This window comes from Dermacoccus sp. Tok2021, assembly GCF_019895135.1.
GTDB lineage: Bacteria > Actinomycetota > Actinomycetes > Actinomycetales > Dermatophilaceae > Dermacoccus > Dermacoccus abyssi.
On record NZ_JAGTHU010000007.1, the window covers coordinates 41,470 to 62,013 of the forward strand.

Annotated in this window: 16 protein-coding genes; 8 read left to right on the forward strand and 8 right to left on the reverse strand. The window is 68.4% G+C overall.

Translation table 11 applies throughout. The annotated features are described in order from the left end of the window. Position 1: 1 nt before the first annotated feature. From nrfD to K9D12_RS05825, 5 genes are all read right to left on the reverse strand, one after another. On the reverse strand, positions 2 to 1,249 hold the full coding sequence (gene nrfD / locus K9D12_RS05800) for an NrfD/PsrC family molybdoenzyme membrane anchor subunit (protein WP_129663972.1): 1,248 nt from the start codon (positions 1,247 to 1,249) through the stop codon (positions 2 to 4). Then, positions 1,246 to 2,331, reverse strand: a complete 1,086-nt coding sequence (locus K9D12_RS05805; protein WP_129663970.1) for a 4Fe-4S dicluster domain-containing protein — start codon at positions 2,329 to 2,331, stop codon at positions 1,246 to 1,248. Before K9D12_RS05805 ends, nrfD begins: the two co-directional genes overlap by 4 nt. Further along, positions 2,328 to 5,612, reverse strand: a complete 3,285-nt coding sequence (gene fdh / locus K9D12_RS05810) for a formate dehydrogenase (protein ID WP_370448527.1) — start codon at positions 5,610 to 5,612, stop codon at positions 2,328 to 2,330. Before fdh ends, K9D12_RS05805 begins: the two co-directional genes overlap by 4 nt. Before the next feature lie 74 nt (positions 5,613 to 5,686). After that, positions 5,687 to 7,027 carry a cytochrome P450 gene (locus K9D12_RS05820; protein WP_047310567.1) on the reverse strand — a complete coding sequence of 447 codons (1,341 nt, stop codon included), beginning with the start codon at positions 7,025 to 7,027 and terminating at the stop codon, positions 5,687 to 5,689. Between the two features lie 88 nt (positions 7,028 to 7,115). Next, the gene (locus K9D12_RS05825; RefSeq protein WP_129663964.1) at positions 7,116 to 8,018 is read right to left on the reverse strand and encodes a hypothetical protein; all 903 of its coding nucleotides are present in this window, start codon (positions 8,016 to 8,018) and stop codon (positions 7,116 to 7,118) included. Between the two features lie 93 nt (positions 8,019 to 8,111). On the opposite strand from K9D12_RS05825, the gene K9D12_RS05830 reads away from it, so the two are divergent. Beyond that, positions 8,112 to 8,768: a histidine phosphatase family protein gene (locus K9D12_RS05830; RefSeq protein WP_129663962.1), complete on the forward strand. Its 657-nt coding sequence runs from the start codon at positions 8,112 to 8,114 to the stop codon at positions 8,766 to 8,768. Between the two features lie 73 nt (positions 8,769 to 8,841). Here the strand turns inward: K9D12_RS05830 and K9D12_RS05835 are convergent, their stop codons facing one another. Then, positions 8,842 to 9,579 (reverse strand): hypothetical protein, encoded by a 738-nt coding sequence (locus K9D12_RS05835; RefSeq protein ID WP_223059688.1) that lies wholly within the window; start codon positions 9,577 to 9,579, stop codon positions 8,842 to 8,844. A 147-nt stretch (positions 9,580 to 9,726) separates the two neighbouring features. Between K9D12_RS05835 and K9D12_RS05840 the strand changes: the two genes are divergently transcribed. The 6 genes from K9D12_RS05840 to K9D12_RS05865 all read left to right on the forward strand — a co-directional run bounded on the left by K9D12_RS05840 (position 9,727) and on the right by K9D12_RS05865 (position 16,557). Next, positions 9,727 to 10,551, forward strand: coding sequence for a rhodanese-like domain-containing protein (locus K9D12_RS05840; RefSeq protein ID WP_225910975.1), 825 nt, complete (start codon positions 9,727 to 9,729; stop codon positions 10,549 to 10,551). 81 nt (positions 10,552 to 10,632) lie between these two features. Beyond that, positions 10,633 to 12,327: an ABC-F family ATP-binding cassette domain-containing protein gene (locus K9D12_RS05845; RefSeq protein WP_129663956.1), complete on the forward strand. Its 1,695-nt coding sequence runs from the start codon at positions 10,633 to 10,635 to the stop codon at positions 12,325 to 12,327. Between the two features lie 80 nt (positions 12,328 to 12,407). After that, positions 12,408 to 12,581, forward strand: a complete 174-nt coding sequence (locus K9D12_RS05850; protein WP_129663954.1) for a CsbD family protein — start codon at positions 12,408 to 12,410, stop codon at positions 12,579 to 12,581. Positions 12,582 to 12,943: 362 nt separating this feature from the next. Further along, a complete protein-coding gene (locus K9D12_RS05855) occupies positions 12,944 to 14,443 on the forward strand; it encodes an amino acid permease (protein ID WP_223059689.1) in 1,500 nt (499 codons plus the stop codon). 84 nt (positions 14,444 to 14,527) lie between these two features. Beyond that, on the forward strand, positions 14,528 to 15,580 hold the full coding sequence (locus K9D12_RS05860; RefSeq protein WP_240730132.1) for an SAM-dependent methyltransferase: 1,053 nt from the start codon (positions 14,528 to 14,530) through the stop codon (positions 15,578 to 15,580). A 71-nt stretch (positions 15,581 to 15,651) separates the two neighbouring features. Next, positions 15,652 to 16,557, forward strand: coding sequence for a phosphotransferase (locus K9D12_RS05865; RefSeq protein ID WP_225910976.1), 906 nt, complete (start codon positions 15,652 to 15,654; stop codon positions 16,555 to 16,557). Positions 16,558 to 16,628: 71 nt separating this feature from the next. Here the strand turns inward: K9D12_RS05865 and K9D12_RS05870 are convergent, their stop codons facing one another. Continuing rightward, positions 16,629 to 17,630: an endonuclease domain-containing protein gene (locus tag K9D12_RS05870; RefSeq protein WP_129663950.1), complete on the reverse strand. Its 1,002-nt coding sequence runs from the start codon at positions 17,628 to 17,630 to the stop codon at positions 16,629 to 16,631. A 504-nt stretch (positions 17,631 to 18,134) separates the two neighbouring features. Between K9D12_RS05870 and K9D12_RS05875 the strand changes: the two genes are divergently transcribed. After that, the gene (locus K9D12_RS05875) at positions 18,135 to 19,958 is read left to right on the forward strand and encodes a phosphoenolpyruvate carboxykinase (GTP) (protein WP_129663948.1); all 1,824 of its coding nucleotides are present in this window, start codon (positions 18,135 to 18,137) and stop codon (positions 19,956 to 19,958) included. A 91-nt stretch (positions 19,959 to 20,049) separates the two neighbouring features. Here K9D12_RS05875 and K9D12_RS05880 read toward each other — a convergent pair whose 3' ends face one another. Continuing rightward, the gene (locus tag K9D12_RS05880; protein WP_165357876.1) at positions 20,050 to 20,538 is read right to left on the reverse strand and encodes a hypothetical protein; all 489 of its coding nucleotides are present in this window, start codon (positions 20,536 to 20,538) and stop codon (positions 20,050 to 20,052) included. Positions 20,539 to 20,544: the final 6 nt, after the last annotated feature.

Here is a 20,544-nt window from a genome sequence, read left to right on the forward strand (position 1 = left end):
ATCAGTCCCGAAGGACCGGGTGACCGTCCGGCCCTGGCAGCGGACGACGTCCGTCGGCCGTGCGCGGACCCGCCGTGATGTTGCCGGTCCCGCCGCGCTCGTCGAGGCGGCGCCGCTGCGGCGCCATCGTGTACTTCGGGTCCTTCGCCGACTCCATTCCCGCTTCGAACACGGCAAAACGGGTACACACCGAACCGGCGACGAAGCACGCTCCCGAAAGCACCGACGCCACCCGCGAGCGCCGCGCGAACAGCGCCGTCCCGACGAAGCCCGCCACGTTGAGCGCCAAACTCGCCTTGTTGAGCTTTCCGGCCGTTCCGTGGTGCAAGGGTTCGCCGACGCCGTGGGCGTCGAGGTGCTTCTCGAGCCGGTTGAGAGCCACGAGGTCGACGGACGACCCGATGAGCGCGAGTGCACGGGCCGGCCCCGCGTGCGCCACCGGCGTCCACACCATCGCGTTTCCGCTCGCCGCGGCCGACGCCGAGCCGGCGAACACGAACGGCAGGTGGTGACGCGACTCGGCCCACGTCGGCGTTGCCGTGTTCGACAGCAGCACAGCGGTGTACGTCGCGAGCGGGCCGGCAGCCAGCGCACCCAGCGCAGCGCTCGGCGCCTCCACGCGTTCGAGTGCGTCCTCGATGAATCCGAGAACGCCGGCGCGCCGAGGCGCCACCGCCCCGCGGCGCACACCACCGACCTGGGCAACGGCGTTTTCCGCGCGCCCCACGAGCGAGGCCAACGAACCGCTGTTCTTGCGCGGCAGCAGACGCAGCGCCTCCAACCCGGCGAGCGGCACTGCGCCCCCGGCGAACGCGGAGAAGATCCACGTACCCACCGACATCGGGGAGCTCAGTTTCGCCACCCGCAGCATGTTGTAGAACCGTTCGGGTCGCCCGAGGTCCACGACGAGCGCAGCGCCGCTGACCGCCGTCGCCACTCCGGACGTCAGGCGCGTGACGCGTCGCAAGGGCGCGTTCCCCGTCACGTACGCGCCAGCCGCGAGCAGCTGCGATCCCGCCGCCAGCCCACCGGTGAAGAGGTAGATCGGAATCGGCGCCTCCCACGGCACCGGCTTGACCACGTTGTGCCCGTAGTACGAGTCGAACTCCACGTCCGGCACGAGCGCGCGCTCGCCGCGTCCCTCGCGGCGGTCGTTCAACCAGTCCGTCGGACGGCGACGCTTGTCACCGCCACCACGGCGGCGGCGTGGACCCTCGGGGTCACGGTAGGAATCGAGCGGGTTCGTCACACGCCACCCCCGACGAACGCGATGGCAGCCGCAGCCGCCATGCCACCGGCCGCGGCGAGCATTCGCTTGTACGACGACGCGAGGTGTCGCGACGGCGCCACCGGGTCGGGCGGCAGCCCGTACACCTCCGGGTCGTCGAGGAGCAGGAACACCGAACCGGTGCCGCCCACACCGTCGTCACTGCCCGCGCCGTACAGGCGCGCCTCCGTCATGCCGCGGGCGTGAAGCTCAGCCACCCGCTCCTCGGCGAGGCGCGTCATCTCCGACAGCGGCCCGAACTTGATCGACGTCGTGGGGCACGTCTGCGCGCACGCGGGCGTCCGCCCCTCGGTGAGCCGGTCGTAGCAGAGCGTGCACTTCTGCGCGTTGCCGTGGTTGATGACGGCATCCTTCTCACGACGCTCGACCACGCCGAACGGGCACCCGCCGACGCAGTACCCACAGCCGTTGCACACGTCGGCCTGGATGACGACGGTGCCGAACTCACTGCGGAAAATCGCTCCCGTGGGGCAGTTGTCGAGGCACCCCGCGTGGGTGCAGTGCTTGCAGACGTCCGACGACATGAGCCAGCGGAAATCGGGCACGTCGCTACCGGCGGTCGGCGTCAGGCCCTCCGGCGACGACGCCAGAGCGAACACGTCGACGTCGAGCGAGGATTCAGGCTGCACGCCGACCGCGCCACTGGGCGTCTCGGTCGACGCAGCACTGCGCACACTCGGCATACCGAGGTCGACCAGCTTGCGCCCCGACTTCCGGGCCGCCGCGATGCGCTCCCCCGACTGCTCGACGAACGCGACGTGACGCCACGTGTCGGAACCGAGCTCACCCGTGTTGTCGTACGAGTGGCCCGTGAGCCCGTACCCGTCCTCCGGGTTGCGGTTCCACTCCTTGCAGGCCACCTCGCACGCCTTGCAGCCGATGCAGATGGACGTGTCGGTGAAGAAGCCGACCCGCTCCGCGAGCGGCTCGTTCGGGGCCCCGCCCGTGCGTTCCGTCGCCGCACGAGTACCCCACGCGGCCTCCTCGGCCGGGTCGCCCGCGCCGCCGAACTGGCGCGCCACGTAACTCGTCAGTGCGCTCATGCGTCGTCTTCACTCTCCTCGACGTCACCCTGGGCGAGGTCGTTGCCCGTCTGGACGGTCGTGCCCGCGCGGCTCTGGTACTCGGCGACGAACCGTTCCAACGCCTCACCCTCGGGGCGCCGGCCGGCACGGATGTCGCACATGCCGATCTTGCCCTCCTGGATCTGCGTGTTGCGATCGAGGACGACGCCGAACAGGTCGTTCGCGGAATCGCCTGCCACCTGGGCGAACCCACTCGAGCCCCAGTGATACGGCATACCGATCGTGTGCACCGTGCGTCCGCCGATGCGCAGCGGTCGCGCTCGCTCCGTGACGAGGACGCGCGCCTCGATCGCGGCACGGGCCGAGACGACGGTGGCCCATCCGCCGTTCTCGAGCCCACGCTCCTGCGCCAGCTGAGGCGAGACCTCGACGAACATCTCCGGCTGCAGTTCCGCGAGGTACGGCAACCACCGGCTCATGCCGCCGGCGGTGTGGTGCTCGGTCAACCGGTTCACGGTGAACATGAACGGGTAGACGTCGCCGCCGGGCGTACCGAAACTCGGCGCGTTGAGGTTGTCCTTGCGTTCGAAGACGACGCGCGTCGGGTTGGCCTGCTGTCGGTACAGCGGGTTCGCCAGGGGTGACTCGGCCGGCTCGTAGTGCGCCGGTAGCGGGCCGTCGACGAGGCCGAGCGGCGCATACAGCCAGGCCTTGCCGTCGGCCATCATGATGAACGGGTCGTCGCCGGCGAGGCCGTCAGGCCCGCCGACTCCCTTGTCCGGCCGGTAGGAGGGCGCCGTAGTCGCCGGGAAGTCGGGGATGTCTCGGCCCGTCCAGCGACCGGCCTCCTCGTCCCACCACACGAGCTTCTTGCGCTCGCTCCACGGCTTGCCGTCGCGGTCTGCGGACGCGCGGTTGTACAGCGTGCGCCGGTTCGCCGGCCACGCCCACGCCCACTCGGCGGCCGTCTCGTCCTGCTCGTCACCGGGCTTGCGTCGCGCTGCCTGGTTGACGCCGTCGGCGTAGACGCCCGCGTACAGCCAGCAGCCGGACGACGTCGAGCCGTCGGCCGCGAGATCGACGTACGTCGAAAGCGGCTTGCCCTCGGCGTCGGTGCCGTTGATCTCCGCGATGACGGATTCGGGCACCACTTCGCCGTGCTCGTCCTTCGCGTAGTCCCACGTCATGGCCTGCAGCGGCAGGTCGCGCGGGTCATCGGAATCAGCCAGGCGGGCCCGGATGCGCACGCCCACCTCGTGGAAGAAGTCGAGTTCGCTCTGCGCGTCACCCGGCGGGTTGACGGCCTTGTGGCGCCACTGCACGAGGCGCTGCGTCTGGGTGAACGAGCCGGCCTTCTCGACGTGCGTGGCCGCCGGAAAGAAGAACACCTCGGTGTCGATGTCCTCGGTCTTCCACTCGCCGGACGCGATCTCCGGCGCGTCCTTCCAGAACGTGGCCGTTTCGATGAGCTGGAAGTCGCGCACGACGAGCCACTTGAGGTGACGCAACCCGTTGCGCTGCAGCTTGCCGTTCGCCGACCCGACGGCCGGGTTCTGGCCGAGGACGAAGAAGCCCTCGACGTCACCGTCGATCATGCCCATCGTCGACTGGTAGGTGCCGTGGGCACCCGTCAGACGCGGCATGAGGTCGAGTCCGAAGTTGTTCTCGGGCGTCGCGTGCTCGCCGAACCAGGCCTTGAACAGCGAGACGGCGTACGCGTCCGCGTTGGCCCAGTAGCCCTTCGCGTCCTTCGACACGATGGAGTCGACGTAGTCCTCAATCGTCTCGTGTTCCGCGACGCGCGGCATCGGCAGGTAACCCGGCAGCAGGTTGAACAGCGTCGGGATGTCGGTGGACCCCTGGATCGTCGCGTGCCCGCGCAGCGCCATGATGCCCGCGCCGGGGCGTCCGACGTTGCCCATGAGCAGCTGCAGGATGGCCGCCGAGCGGATCATCTGCGCGCCCGAGACGTGCTGGGTCCAGCCGACGGCGTAGGCGAACATCGTGGTGCGTTCGCGCCCGGAGTTCGCGACGAGGGCATCGGCGACGTAGCGGAAGTCCTCCGGCGAGACGCCGCAGACCTCCTCGACGAGCTCGGGTGTGTAGCGCGCGTAGTGACGCTTGAGGATCTGGAAGACCGTGCGGGGATCGGTCAGCGTCTCGTCGCGCAGCACCTCGGCGTGGGCGAGCGAGGGCCCGCCGGAACCGTGTGACTCCGCACCACCCGACGCGTGATGCCCGGACGAACCACTCTTCTCGTCGCTCGACGTGCCCTGCTCGCCGGAGGGGTCGGCGTACTGCCACGAGCTCTGGTCGTACTGACCCGTCTCGGGGTCGTAGCCGGAGAACAGCCCGTCGAGGTCTTCGGTGTCGACGAAGTCCTCACTGACGAGCGTCGCGGCGTTCGTGTACGCGACGACGTAGTCGTGGAAGTACGCGTTCGTCGACAGGACGTGGTTGATGAGCGCACCGAGGAAGACGATGTCGGAGCCACCACGGATGGTGACGTGCTTGTCGGCCACCGCCGAGGTGCGCGTGAAGCGCGGGTCGATGTGGATGACCTTGGCGCCGCGCGCCTTGGCTTCGGTCACCCACTGGAAACCGACGGGGTGACACTCGGCCATGTTCGACCCCTCGATGATGATGAGGTCTGCATTCGCCATGTCCTGCAGTGGATTAGTGGCTCCACCACGCCCGAACGAGGCCCCCAGACTGGGAACCGTGGCGCTGTGTCAAATACGCGCCTGGTTCTCGATCTGTATGGCCCCGGCTGCGGTGAACAGCTTCTTGATGAGGTAGTTCTCCTCGTTGTCGAGCGTCGCTCCGCCCAACGAGGCGATACCCATCGTTCGCCTCAGGAAGTTGCCCTTCTCGTCGCGCTCCTGCCAGGTGCGTCGACGCGTGTCGAGGAACCGCTCGACCACCATGTCGATGGCCTTGTCGCGCTCGATCGGCTCGAAGTCGGTGCCGCCGGGCTTGCGGTAGAGCACCTGCTTGATCCGCGAGGGGTTGTTGACGAGCTGCTCGCTCGCCGCACCCTTGGGGCACAGGCGGCCACGCGAGATGGGGCTGTCCTTGTCGCCCTCGATGGCGACGACCTTCTCGTCCTTGACGAAGACGCGCTGGCCGCAGCCGACGGCGCAGTAGGGGCACACCGACTGGACGCTGCGGTCGGCCGTCGTCGTGCGCGGCTCGAGCGTGCGCGTCTTCTCGCTCGTCACAGCCGGGCCGCGGCCGAGGAAGTCGCCCGAGCGCACCTGACGCAGGACAGGCCATTCAAGTGGTGACAGACCCATGATGCCGGCCTCTCTGCGCGTCGGTTACTTCCTCAATTCAACCCTACCCTGCGGCTGCGACAACGCCTCGGAACCACTCAGTTCGAGCGCTGCACGAGGCGGGCGGGAAGCGTCTCGTACCCGCGCAGAATGCGTGTCGGTCGGCGGCCCGCCCCGGGAAGCAACTCGACGTCGAAGCGGTCGAAGAAGGCACGCAGGCCCACCTCCCCCTCCATGCGCGCGAGCGCCGCTCCGAGGCAGAAGTGCCTGCCCGCGGAGAAGGACAGGTGGTCGCGGGCGTTCTCGCGCGCAACGTCGAAGGCGTCGGGGTTGTCGAAGACCTGCGGGTCGCGGTTCGCGCCGGCGAGCACGAGCGTCGTCATCGAGCCCTCACCCACGCGCTGTCCGGCCACCTCGGTGTCTTCGGCCGCCGAGCGGCCGGTGAGCAGTACGGGCGGGTCGTAGCGCAGTGCCTCGTCGACGGCGTTGCCCCAACCGGACGGGTCGGCTCGCAGGCCCGCCAACTGCTCGGGGTGCTCGACGAGCAGCCGGATGGCGTTGCTCAGCAGGTTGACGGTGGTCTCGAACCCGGCGGCGAGCACGAGGCCGGCGGTGGCCTTGAGCTCACGCTCGCTGAGGCGCCCCTCGTCGTCCGTGGCGTGCAGCAGCGTCGAGAACAGGTCGTCACCGGGGTTGGCGCGCAGGTGGTCGAAGTGCTTTCCGAGCCATTCGTCGAACTCGTCGAGGGCGCCGTCGACGGTGCGGAACGTCGACCAGTCGATGCCGAGGTCCAGGCTCGCTGCGGCATGTCCGCCCATGCGCAGGACGTTGGCCCGCTCGCTCTCGGGAACGCCGAGGATCTCCGAGATGACGGCGACCGGCAGCTTCTCACAGTAGGCGGCGACGAGGTCGACCGGCCCGCCCCTGGCCGCGAGTTCGTCGAGCAGGTCGGCAGCGATTGCCTCCGTCCGCTCGCGCAACCCCTCGACGGCGCGCGCGGTGAACACCCGCGAGACGAGCTTGCGGTAGCGCGTGTGGTCGTCGCCGTCGGTGACGAGCATCGACGGCGGCTCCACGGGGTGCAGGCCCTCGCGCCGTGCCCACTGCACGAGGCGCGAAATCGCCGGGCGGTCGTCACCGGGGAAGCCGGTGCGGAACTGGGTGGAGCTGAGCACCTCCTTGACGACGGCGTGGTCAACGCTGACGTAGGAAAACTTGCTGCGCACGAGCGGACCCTGCGCGCGGATCTGGCTGAACAGCTCGGCGATCTCCTCGGGCGAGAGGTTCTGGGCCTCGACCGTGAGGCGCGCCTGGAGGTCACCCTTGTCGGCTCCGTCCTTGAGGACGCGGCTCGGCACCGCATGCGTCAGGCCCCAGCGCACGAGGGGCTTCACCCTGTTCGTCACCACGCCACTGACGAGCTCTGCAGTCGTCGTCATCACCGTCACCACCAGATCTCGGAAGTTGTGCCGCAGATCACACTACCGACGTAGTGAGTGGCGCGCAGCCAACTCCCTTTCGGATGGCTCAGGGTTTGCGACCGCTCTCGTACAGCTCGACCGCCTTCTTGTCGCCGGCCCAGAACGCCACGGCGTCCCCCTTGACCGACGGCAGTTTCGGCCGGTTCGCCGGCGACGGCTTCTTGCCCCACGCCGAGCCGACGACGGTGCTCGGGTTCGCCGGGCGCCCCTGGGGGAACGCGACGGCCAGGGCGTTGGCGTACATCGCGGCACGGTAGCGCGAGCCGAGACGGTCGTCGTGGATCCGATCCCCCTCAACCCACTCCTCCTCGCGCTCGGCTCGCCAGTCGTAGAGACGCAGATTGGGGTAGCGCTTCGTCGCGTCGCGCAGTTGAGCATCCATGTCGCGCATGTACGCGTCGTTGTACGACCCGTTCGTCGCGATCGTCGCCGGCAGGGGCCACAACACGGGCCGCCCCTTCGTCGCCTTCATGACGGTGTCGATGCGCTGGCGGATCTTCATGTTGCTGCCGGTGTGGTCGTTCGCCGCGTCGTTCGTGCCGGTGGCGATGACGTAGCAGCCCTTGAACGTCGAGGTGAGCTTCGGCGTCAGCACGTCCATGACGTTGGGCCGGTTCATGAAGCGCTCGAAGACAGACCGGCCGCCGGAGGCGTTGACGTACAGGTTCTTGACGCCGACGTTCGCGAAGCGCGCCTCGAGCCGCTCCGCCCGGTTCGGAATCTGGTCCTTGCTCACCATGCCGACACTCACCGAGTCACCGACGTAGACGACGTCCGTGCACGAGGTCTTTCCGTTGAACGGCTGCGGCGAGGAGTTCGCCGACGTTCCTGAGTTCGATGTCGATGCCTTCGACTCGCCGTTCCTCGAACCGTCCGATCCACCGTCGCCGCTGCAGGCACTCAGCCCGAGGACGGAGACGAGGCACAAGACGGCGGGGGAAGGCTTCATCGCTTCATCATGGCGAAGGTCGGGCGTCACCGCACCTTCTCGACCGCGAGACACGCTCCCGGCGGGTGCCGGCTGCGGTGATTCAATCGGGGCATGACCACGCTGCACCTCATTCGGCACGGACAGACTCCGAACAACGTCGCAGGTGCCCTCGACACCGCACTGCCCGGCGCCGGCCTCACCGATCTCGGCATGCGCCAGGCCGAGGATCTCGTGCGCCGCTTCGACGGCACACCCCTCGATCGCGTCGTCTCCTCAGCGCACCGCCGCGCCGTTCTGACGGCCGCGCCACTCACTCGCGCACGGGCGCTCGAGCCTCTGCAGGACGAGGGCTTCGGCGAAGTGGGGGCCGGCGATCTCGAGATGATGACGACGCACGAGTCACACATGACCTACCTGACGACCGTCTTCGACTGGTCCGAGGGCGAGCTCGACGAGCGGATGCCCGGCGGCCCGGACGGCCACTCGGTTCTCGAACGCTACGAGGCAGCCATCGCGCGCGCCGTCGAAGGGCTCGCGGACGACGCAGCGGTCGCCGTCGTCAGCCACGGCGCCGTCATCCGCCTCTGGGCGACGTCGCAGGCGTCCGGCATCACGCCCAAGGACGCCGAGCACAAGCGCCTGCTCAACACCACGGTCGTGACGCTCGAGGGACGCCCGGGTGACTGGCGCTTCGTCGGGTGGGACGACCCGAACATCGTCGACGCGGGTGCCTCCGACCCCACGGCGGACGCCGAGGACGACGACTGAGGGCTCCCACGCATTCGGGGCCGAGCCACGCGCGAGGCGCTGCTCGGCCCCGAAGCCGATGGATGCCGCGAAATCAGGAGTTGACGGCGCCCGTCGAGGCCGAGGAGGAAGCCGAACCCTGGCCCGCAGACGGTGACTGCTGCGTCGACCCGCCCTGACCGCGCTCGCCGTGCGGGCTGTGGCCTCCACGCGGACCGTGGGAGTCGAGCGTGACGGTCTTGAAGTCCGCGCTCACCGCGTAGGCAACGCGCTGGCCCGACTTCGTGCCGAGCGCGACGTAGCCACCCTGGGGCGTCTTGAACGCGTGCTCGACGGTGACCGCAGCATCCTTCGCCTTCACGGCGCTCTTGACGCTCGTCAGGGTCGAGCCGGTGACGTCGGCGGGGCGCTGCTTGCCGTCGTGACCATCGGGCCCGCCGCGCCCATCACGCCCACTGGGGCCGCCCGGACCGCCGGTGCGCACCTCGACCGTCTTGAGGTCCTTGCTCACCTCGACCATGACCTTCGCACCGCTCTTCGTGCCCAGCACGTCGTACGAGCCGTCCGGATCAGCCATGACGCGCTCGATCGAGACCGCGGCATCCTTGGCCTTGACGGCGTTGACGACGCTCGTCTTCGTCGCTCCGGTCACCTCGGTGTGCTGGTGACCGCCGGGGCCGCCCTTGCCCGCGTCACCGGGCTGAGCCTGCGTGCTCGAGGAACTGGACGGCGTGGGAGCCGGCGACTGCGAGTTCGCCAGCGCTGCTCCGGAGACGGCCAGCGTGCCCGCCGCGCCGAGGCCGGCCACGATCTTCGTCGTGTTGTTCAACATCTTCTTCCCTTCTCTCATGAGGAGTTGAGGGCAGCTCGCACAACGCGGGCCACCCCCACCGCCCGAGAGAACGGCCCGCGGCTGTGATGAGGCTGTCAAACGTCCCGTCACCGCGCTGTGAGCGCGCCGTGGGCGACAATGGTCGCCATGAGCAGCATGCGTGATCGCCGTCCCGACCCGACGACGTTGAACGACCTGCCCACCCGCGGCGACCACATCGCGTTCTACCGATTCGTCGCCTTCGACGACGTCGACGCCGCCGTGGCGCGTCTGCGCGCACTCACCCACGGGCTCAGCGGTTCGGTGCTCGTCGCGTCCGAAGGCGTCAACGGGATGCTGGCCGGCACGCCGCAGCAGATCGATGCCTTCCTCGAGACCGCGAGCGCCGACGCGACGGTCGCTCACGCTTTCGACGGCATCGTCGTCAAGCGCACGGCGTTCGAGCGCCCGCCGTTTCGTCGCATGCTCGTCAAGGCGAAGAAGGAGATCGTGCCCCTCGGCGTCGACGGCCTCGACATGCCGAACCGCATGGACGACGTGCACGCGACTGACGTGCCGCCCGAGCAGTGGCGTGAACTCATCCGCCGCGACGATGTCGTCGTCCTCGACAACCGCAACAGCTTCGAATACGGCGTCGGCCGCTTCCGTGACGCCGTCGATCCGGGCGTCGTGAACTTCCGCGACTTCGCCGACTACGTCGAAGACCACGCTGACGAGTGGCGCGAGAACGGCGCGAAGATCGCGATGTACTGCACGGGCGGCATCCGCTGTGAGAAGTCGAGCCCCTGGATGCAGGATCTGGGGCTCGAGGTCTTCCAGTTGCAGGGCGGCATCCTCAACTACTTCCAGCAGATGCCGGACGCCGAGCAGGACTGGGAGGGCGAGTGTTTCGTCTTCGACGAGCGCGTCAGCCTCGACACGAAGCTGCGCGACACCGGCCGCACCCGCGAGGAGATCGACGAGCCGCGCTGACCGGTTGAGCCCGGCGAAAAATCGGGTGCCGGCGACGGCGCCCCACTCGTACGGTGGGAGCTTCCGGACCCGAGGAGGCCCATGCATCCGAACCCACCCCGCGGTACACACCTTCGTCTCGACGGCATCTCGAAGAGCTACCCCGACCGCCGCGTCCTGACCGACATCTCGTTCGCCGTCGCCGCGGGCGAACGGGCCGCGCTCATCGGGGAGAACGGCACCGGCAAGTCGACGCTCCTGCGCATCGTCGCGGGCCTCGAGGACGCCGACGTGGGGACGGTGAGCGCGCCCGGCGAGGTCGGCCTGTTCCACCAGCAGCCGCCGTTCTCACTCGATCTCACCGCCGATGAGGTGCTCCGGGACGCCGCCGCGCCCCTGCGCGCTCTGGGCGACGAGGTGACGTCGGCCGGTGAGCACCTGGCCGCGCACCCCGACGACCCCGGAGCGGGTACTCGACTCGAGCTCGCCCTCGCCGAGGCCGAACGCCGCGGCGTGTGGGAGCTCGACCACACGATCGACGAGTTGGTCGAAGGCCTCGGTATCGCCGACATCCCCCGCGAGCGCCCCGTGCGCGAGGTCTCCGGGGGCCAACTCGCCCGCTTCTCCCTCGCGTGGATGCTCGTGCGCCGACCGGAGACGCTCCTGCTCGACGAGCCGACGAACCACCTCGACGACCGTGGCGCCGAGTTGCTCGCGCGCATGCTCCACACATGGCCGGGACCGGTGCTCATGGCGAGCCACGACCGGGCCTTCCTCGACGAGTCGGTGAGCCACCTGCTCGACCTCGATCCGCGGCCGATGCCGCACCGTCAGGTCGATCGTGTCGCCGACGCCTCCGACGCAGGCTCCGCCCACGGCCTCACCCTGTTCACCGGTACCTACTCGCAGTACGTCGTCGCCCGGGCCGACGAACTGACGCGCTGGCAGGAGCAGTACGAGCGCGAGCAGGACGAACTGAACCGGCTGCGTGGGCGCCTGCACGACGATCACCGCGTCGGGCACCCCGAGCGCGGGCCGCGCACCGAGGCGCGCGGCGCGAAGAAGTTCTACTCCGACCGCAATGCCACCGTCGTCGCTCGCCGGGTCAACGATGCCCGCACCGCCCTCGAGCGCCTCGAGAACGAGCAGGTGCGCAAACCGCCGAAGCACCTGCGGTTCAACGCGGATCGGTCGCTCGCCGCAGCCCGCCGCGCCGGCGAATTGCCGAGCGGGGCGCTCGTCACGGCGTCGAACGTCGCCGTCCGAGATCGGTTACGACCGACGAGTCTCGCGCTCGCAGCCAGAGAGCGTCTGCTCGTCGAGGGCCCGAACGGATGCGGCAAGTCGACACTGCTCGAGGCTCTTGCGGGGCGCATCGCTCCCGACGGCGGCAGCGTCACCGTCGCCCCGCGCGTGAGCGTCGCCCTGCTCGGCCAGGACGCCGAAGTGAGCGGTGACGACAGCGTCCGCGACACGTACGAGCAACTCGTCGGCGCCGAACTCGCTGCCAGGCGTCCGCTGGCCACGTTCGGTTTGATCGCCGGGCGCGACGAGACCCGGCCGGTGAACAGCCTGAGCGTCGGGCAACGGCGCCGGCTGGACCTCGCCGTCCTGTTGGCGCTGCCGCCCGACGTCCTGCTGCTCGACGAGCCGACCAACCACTTCTCCCTGCTCCTGTCCGAAGACATCGAGCGTGCCCTGGCGGACTACCCCGGGGCGGTCGTCGTCGCGAGCCATGACCGGATGTTGCGCCGACGCTGGACCGGTCAGCGCTTGGAGCTCCACCCACCCGGGTGAGCCGGAGAAAAACCTCTGGCCAGGGCGAAGGGCCCGGAGTAGGGTCGAAGCAATTGTCATCGAGTGAAAGGAGTTCAGCAATGGGTTTCGACGACAAGCTGGACAACGCCAAGGACGATAAGTTCGGCCAGGCCAAGGAGGCCTACGGCAAGGCGACCGACAACGAGCAGCTCGAGGCCGAGGGTAAGGGCGACCAGGGCGTCGCCAACCTCAAGCAGGCCGGCGAGAAGATCAAGGACGCTTTCAAGAACTGATCGTTCTCGGTGTCTGACACCGCTTGTACGAGAGGCGCATCTCCCGATTCGGGAGGTGCGCCTCTTGCCGTGTCCGGTTCACGTGATCCGCGAAGGAGCATCGAATTGTGACCTGCATTACCTGACGGTAGTCGTCTACCAAGCGCTCCACAGGTCACAGATCGACTTCATCTTGCAGTGAGCCACACCTCTAGTTAGGTCGAATACCGCTGCAGCGCAGTCCGTCTCACAGGTTGGTCGCGGCGACGCAGCATCGTCTTGTTTTTCGGGAGTTGAGCGAGCCCTACCGTGACGCACGGCACTTTTCCGCCCACTCGAGTCACGGGGTCAGCGGGAAGGCCCTTCCCCTTGAAAGGCTCGGCATGTCCTCAACTCTCGACGCGCCGCCGGCCGCACCTCGCGGCTCCGGCGACTCCGGTGACGCCGGCTACGCCAAGCACCTGAAGAACCGCCACATCCAGATGATCGGCATCGGTGGCGCCATCGGCTCCGGCCTCTTCATGGGATCGGCCGGGCGTCTGCACTCCGCAGGCCCGTCGCTCATCTTCGCCTACGCCATCTGCGGCGCCGTCGCCATGATCGTGGTGCGCGCGCTCGGTGAGATGGTGCTCTACCGCCCCTCCTCGGGCGCCTTCGTGTCCTACAGCCGCGAGTTCATCGGCGAGAAGGGCGCGTACGCCGCCGGCTGGTTCCACTTCACCAACTGGGCGTTCACGCTCATCGCCGACTCCACCGTCATCGCGAGCTTCCTCATCTTCTGGAGCCCGCTCAAGGACGCCCTTCCGCAGGGAGGCTGGGCCGCCATCGCTCTCGTGACCGCCCTGGCCATCAACCTCGTCGGCGTCAAGCTGTTCGGCGAGATGGAGTTCTGGTTCTCGGCCATCAAGGTCGGCACGATCATCCTGATCATGCTCGCCTCGATCTACTTCATCATCGTGGGCCAGGACCTCTCGGGCGGCGGCAAGCCCGCCAGCGCCGGCGTTCACAACATCACCGACTCGGGATTCTTCCCCAACGGTGTCTCGCCGATGTTCACACTGCTGACCGGCGTCATCTTCGCCTACGCCGCCATGGAGCTCATCGGCGTCGCCGCCGGTGAGACCGAGAACCCGCGTGAGGTCATGCCGAAGGCCGTCCGCTCGGTGCTGTGGCGCATCCTCATCTTCTACGTGGGCACCATCACGCTTCTGTGCTTCCTCCTGCCGACCGCGCAGTACAAGCAGGGCGAGTCGCCCTTCGTCACTGTGCTCGACCGCGTGGGCTTCCACGTCGGTGGCGTGCGCATGGCAGACATCATGAACGTCGTCCTCATCTCGGCCGTCGCGTCGTCGATGAACTCGGGCCTGTACTCGACCGGCCGCGTGTTGCGCTCGATGGCCGTGGCCGGTACGGCGCCGCGCATCCTCGGCAAGATGAGCCGCACCCAGGTTCCCTACGCCGCCATCCTGGCGACGGCCGCCTTCGGTGCGATCGGCGTCGTCATCAACTTCAAGTGGCCGTCGCACGCCTTCGAGATCGCTCTCGAGGTCGCCACCGTCGGCATCATCGGCGTCTGGTCGATGATCCTCATCTCGCACATGATGATGGTCCGCAAGGCCGCGCGCGGCGAGCTGGAGCGTCCGGACTTCCGCCTCAAGGGTGCGCCGGTGCTCAACATCATCGCGCTCGCGTTCCTCGCTGCGGTTCTCGTGCTCATCGCGATCGACCCGACGGACAGCAGCCCCGAGTCGGCCGCTGCCGTTCGCTTCGGCGGCCCGATCCTCGTACTCCTGCTCGTCGGCGGCTGGTTCCTCGTGCGCAACCGCATCGACGCCGCGGTCTTCGACGACATCGACGACGGTGACGAGTACGTCACGAGCTGATCGCTCACCCGTTCCACGCGCTGCGGCTGCCGTCCCCTTCCCGGGGCGGCGGCCGTACGCGTCCTCACGCCTAGACTGACTGACGTGATCGACCTTCCCGTCCTGTTCTCCACGACCGCCGACTACTACCGCTTCGCCGTCGTCGAACTACGCCGCGAGGCCGACGTGGAGAAGGTGACGCGCGTGGGTGAGGACGCGGGCTTCGTCCAGTTGAAGAACGGCGGCATCGAGCGACTTCACGAACTCGCCTCGTCCGGCTACCTGCGCTTCTGCAAGCACTTCGCCGCCGTCGAGAAGCACGCGACGACGAAGTCCCTTGAGCACGAGGACGCCGAGGAGATCGCCGAGTGGGCCTTCGACGGCATCGCCACGCGCCTCGAGGCACTGGCCGACTCCGGCGAGTACACGCCCGGTTCGGCCATCTCCCTGCACACATGGGATTCGGGGCAGGGCCCGTGGGCGCCCGGCAAGGTGCGTCGGCCCCTCCTCGAGATACTCATGGACGAGGGCGTCCGGGTCGTGCCCAGCGGCGCCGACCTCGCGTTGTCGGTCTGCCTCGGTGAGGACCGGGTGACGACGGGTGTCACGCCCTCGCGCTACGCCCTGTCCGACTGGGCGGGTGGACGCATCCGTCTTGCCTCGCGCAAGGAGCAGGTCAGCCGCGCGGAGTTCAAGCTCGAGGAGCTGTTCACCCACATCGACCTGCCCGAGGGGGACGTGGCCGTCGACCTCGGCGCCAGCCCTGGCGGGTGGACACGCATCCTGCGTTCGCGCGGGTACGGCCACGTGCACGCCGTCGACCCGGCCGGTCTCGACCAGCGCGTGCTCGACCTGGGCGGCGTGGAACACCACCGGACGACGGCCGGGGAGTTCGTCGCTACCTTCCCGCGTCGGGTCGACCTCATCGTCAACGACATGCGGATGCCCCCGCAGCTGTCGGCCCACACGATGCTCGAGGCGTCCGACATGCTGAACCCGGGCGCAACGGCGATCGTCACGCTGAAGTTGGGCACGAACAACCCGGTCAAGCAGGCCGACGAGGCGATGAACATGCTGAGCGAGGCGTACGACATCACCTTCGCCCGACAGCTGCAGCACAACCGGCACGAGATCACCGTCGTCGCATTGCGCGCCTGACGCTGCGTTTCGCCCGACGCTGGGGAAAATCGGTCGCCGCGCGAGGATCCGGCTGTAAAACTCCCGACACCATGAGTTCTGCACCCGACGCCGCGCTGGCCACTCAGCTCCTGCGCGAGCAGGCACCGCACCTCGCCCAGCTTGCCGTGCGCCCGAGCCCGGCCTCCGGCAGCAGCAACTGGGTGTTTCGCGTTGGAGGTCACCTCGCACTTCGCCTCCCACGCTCCGACGACTACGCCACGGATCTGGGCGACGAGATCACCTGGCTGCCGACGCTCGGAGCCGGCGTGAGGACGCCGATCCCGCGCGTCGAGTTCGTCGGAACGCCGAGCGAGACATTCCCTCGACACTGGGCCGTCGTCACCTGGATCGAGGGTCGAACTCCGACGAACCTCGACGCTTCGGCGCAGCGGTCGCTCGCGTCGTCACTCGGGGAGTTCGTCGCCGAGCTTCACGCCGTCGACACGGACGGCGAGGTCGGCGGCGCCGAGCGTTGGGGTTACCGGTGCGGCGATCCGGTGACCGACGCCACCGACGCGTGGGTCGACCAGGCCGCCGCCACGCTGAGCGACCTCTTCGACCCGACGCAGGTGCGTCTGGCCTGGGCACGCCTGCGGGAAGTGGAGGCCGCGACCGGCTCCCGGACCTGGGTGCACACCGACCTTTCGACCGAGAACGTCCTCGTCAGGGACGGCGGCACCCTGGCCGGCGTCATCGACTTCGGCGGACTCGGCGTGGGCGACCCTGCCGTCGATCTGCTCTACGCGTGGGATCTGTTCGACGCTCCAGCACGCGCCGTGTTCGCCCGTGCCGCCGCAGCCGACGAAGCCACGACGGCGCGCGCCCGCGCGTGGGCCTTCCCGGGCCCGGGCCTCGTGACGCTCGCGGAGTACCGCGATTCGATGCCTGAACGCACGGTCCGCCTCACCCGCATGGTCGAGGCCGTCGCGGCCGACGTCGGGGTCCGCCTGCGCTGAGATCGCCCAACGTTGGGAGTTTTCCGGCCACGCAGCATCCCTTCGGCTGCAAAACCCCCAAGGTTGGGGTTTTACGCGAGCTGTCGGAAGTGGGGGCGCCAACCGTCCGACAGCCGTACCGAACGGCCGCGGCGCTCCAGGGCCGCGGCGACTGCCTTCACCGTTCCGGCCGGGTCGCGGTAGATGCCGTGGGACACAACGCGGATGACCTCCCACCCCTCGGTGCGCAGGGACATTTCGCGCTCGATGTCCGCATGCTTCTGAGCCTCAGTGACGTAGTGGTGGTCCCCGTCGTACTCGATCGCGATCTTGAGATCCGGGAACGCGAGATCCAGCCTTCGACGACGCCCGCAAGCCACCACCTCGAACTGCGCGTCCGGCTGGGGTAACCCCGCCAACAGAAGCAGGACCCGTAGCCGCGACTCCATGGCCGACTCGGCACCGGCATCCACGAGCCTCACCAGGTCTCGAGCGCGCCCTGGCCCCGCACCGCTGGACGACCACGACGCACGCGCCGACTCCGGTTCCACCCCGGGCAGCCTGAGAACGGCGTCCGCGAGCACGACGACGTCGACGAGCGACAGCCGGGGCAAACACTCACGCACGAGGTCGACCGGCGCCGTCGTCGGCAGCCGCAACCGCACCGAGGGAACCCAAACGCTCGACGTCTTCGAGTTTCGGAGGTGACGGTGCACGACGAGTCCCGCACCGCGCACGTCCCGGCTCGCCGGGATGCTCACCGACACGCCCTCGGACCACGGCGCCGGCAGACCCCACAGGAGCGCCGCATCGAGTCGCGAGATCCGCGCGCCCTCACCACACCGTCGCACCGCTGCGACGCAGCGGAGCCCGTGCCCCACCTGCACGCGGGCATCGACGAAGACACCCCGGAACAGACGGCGTACGTCCGCGCTGTCGAGGTCGCTCCGACTCAGCCCTGCTGCGAGAGCCTCGTCCGAGGTGAACGGGAGCGCGCCGAACCTGTCCTGGGCAGCACGTCGACGAGCTACCACGCTCTGGCGCGGGGGACGCGCTCCGGACGAGGGGTAAGAGGCGGAAGCAGAAGGGGGCATACCTCCAGCGTCGCGATTTCGCGCCGACCACCGCGAAAGTTACCCACAGCCCGCGAGGATGCCGACAAGACCGGCTCTCAGGGCGAATCACCCAACGTTGGGAGTTTCGCAGCCAACACCACACCGTTCGGCTGCAAAACCCCCAACGTCGGGGGTTCGCCGCCCGACCCCATCCCGGGAGCCGTCGTCGTGCCTCGGCACCCCGTGCCGCAGGTCACGTCGATGGCGGTAAATGTTCGATTCTCCAACCGTTAATGAACATTTCCGACATTGGTGGCAGAAACCCAACAGCGCACCATGCGTTTGTGAGCCACGTCACAACTTGGAACCCTCGGCCACTTATATTTTGACGTCGAGATACCCGTACGTTCGAGGAGTCCCACCGGGCGCTCCCCTTCGACTCCTCGAACTCGGTTGCGCGCCGGGACGACCGACGACAGCGATGACTCGGGTGACGAACGGAGATCCCGTTCGGGCCCGCTCGCACAAAGGATGGCCGATCCAATGACTACGACTGACATCGAGACGATCGGCGGCACGACGCACAAGGGCCTTGACGCCTGGGTTGCCGAGGTCGCCGAGATGACCACCCCCGACCGCATCCAGTGGGTGACGGGTTCGGACGAGGAGTGGAAGCAGATCACGGACAAGCTCGTCGAGACGGGCACGTTCACGCGCCTCAACGAGAACATCAAGCCGAACTCGTTCTACGCCGCCAGTTCCCCGCAGGACGTCGCGCGTGTCGAGGACCGCACCTACATCTGCAGTGTCGACGAGAAGGACGCCGGGCCCACCAACAACTGGATGGACCCGAACGAGATGAAGGACATCATGCGTGGCCTCTACAAGGGCTGCATGAAGGGTCGCACGATGTACGTGATCCCCTTCGTCATGGGTCACCTCGAGGCCGAGCACCCGATGTTCGGTGTCGAGATCACCGACTCCGAGTACGTCGTCGCGTCGATGCGAGTCATGGCCCGCTGTGGCACGAAGATCCTCGACCGCATCGAGGAGCTCGGTGACGACGCCCGCTACGTCCCGGCCCTGCACTCGGTCGGCGCCCCGCTCGCCGACGGCGAGAAGGACGTCGCGTGGCCGTGCAACGACGAGAAGTACATCGTGCAGTTCCCCGAGGAGCGCACGATCTGGAGCTTCGGCTCCGGCTACGGCGGCAACGCCCTGCTCGGCAAGAAGTGCTACTCGCTGCGCATCGCCTCGGTCATGGCACGTGACGAGGGCTGGCTGGCCGAGCACATGCTCATCCTGAAGCTCATCTCCCCGGAGAACCAGGTCTACTACATCGCTGCGGCCTTCCCGAGCGCCTGCGGCAAGACCAACCTCGCCATGCTCAAGCCGACCGTTCCGGGCTGGAAGGTCGAGACCCTCGGCGACGACATCGCCTGGATGCGCTTCGGCAAGGACGGCCGCCTGTACGCCGTCAACCCGGAGTTCGGCTTCTTCGGCGTCGCGCCGGGCACGAACGAGCACACCAACCCGAACGCCATGAAGACGATCAACAAGGGCAACTCCGTCTTCACGAACGTCGCGCTCACCGAGGACGGCGACGTCTGGTGGGAGGGTCTCGAGAACCCGCCGGCCAAGGCCACGGACTGGAAGGGCAACCCCTGGACGCCCGACAGCGACGAGCTGTCCAGCCACCCGAACAGCCGCTACTGCACTCCGATCGAGCAGTGCGACATCCTGGCCGACGAGTACAACGACCCGCAGGGTGTGCCGATCTCGGCGATCCTCTTCGGTGGCCGCCGCAAGACGACGGTTCCGCTCGTCACCGAGGCTCGCGACTGGCTGCACGGCACCTTCATGGGCGCCACGCTTTCGTCCGAGACGACGGCCGCCGCGACCGGCCAGGTCGGCGTCGTGCGCCGCGACCCGATGGCCATGCTGCCCTTCATCGGCTACAACGCCGGCGACTACTTCCAGCACTGGGTGAACGTCGGCAAGGACGCCGACGCGAGCAAGCTGCCCGCGATCTTCTACGTCAACTGGTTCCGCCGTGACGACAACGGTGACTTCCTGTGGCCCGGCTTCTCCGAGAACAGCCGCGTCCTCAAGTGGATCATCGAGCGCATCGAGGGCAAGGCCGCTGCGGTCGAGACGCCCATCGGTCACGTTCCGACGCCGGAGTCGCTCGACGTCGAGGGCCTCGACATGACGGACGCCGAGCTCGAGGCCGCCCTCGCGGTCGACGTCGAGGAGTGGAAGGCCGAGATCCCGCAGATCGAGGAGTGGTTCGCCAAGTTCGGCGACCAGCTCCCGGTTCAGCTTCAGGTCGAGCTCGACGGCCTCAAGGAGCGCCTCGGCGCCTGAGCCCATCAGACGTGGCGGTCCCGGCCGACCGTCACTTGACCGTCGTCGGTCACGCAACCTCCCGTTCGCTGCTCGCGAGCGGGAGGTTGCGTCATCTCCGCCGTCCGCCCACCGAGCGTCCTACGGACAGTTCGCAGGTACGCCCCGTACGCTCGAAGTCAACCGCACGTCCCCGTTCCCCGAGGAAACCGATGTCACGCTCGTTCGCCCTGACCGCCGCCGCCCTCGCGCTGCCGCTCGCTCTCGCGGCCTGCGGCAATTCCTCACCCGACGCCGAGGGGCAGTCCTCCGCGACCTCGACGTCCGTTTCGACCTCGAGCGCCACCTCGGGGGCCGGGCAGTCGTCCTCGACGAGCAGTTCCACCGGCACGAGCACCAACTCATCGGGCTCGACGCAGTCGTCCGCCGCGGCGAGCTCCACCTCGGGCGAGAGCACGGCCACCCCATCGAGCTCCTCGCAGCCCTCCGCCGTGGGACACGTGTCCGTCTCGCCGTCCACAGCACAGGGGAAGGCGCCCACCCCGACGCAGGTGAAGAAGTCCGCACTGGAGAACACCCCCGTGTCGTCTGTACACGTCACCACTCC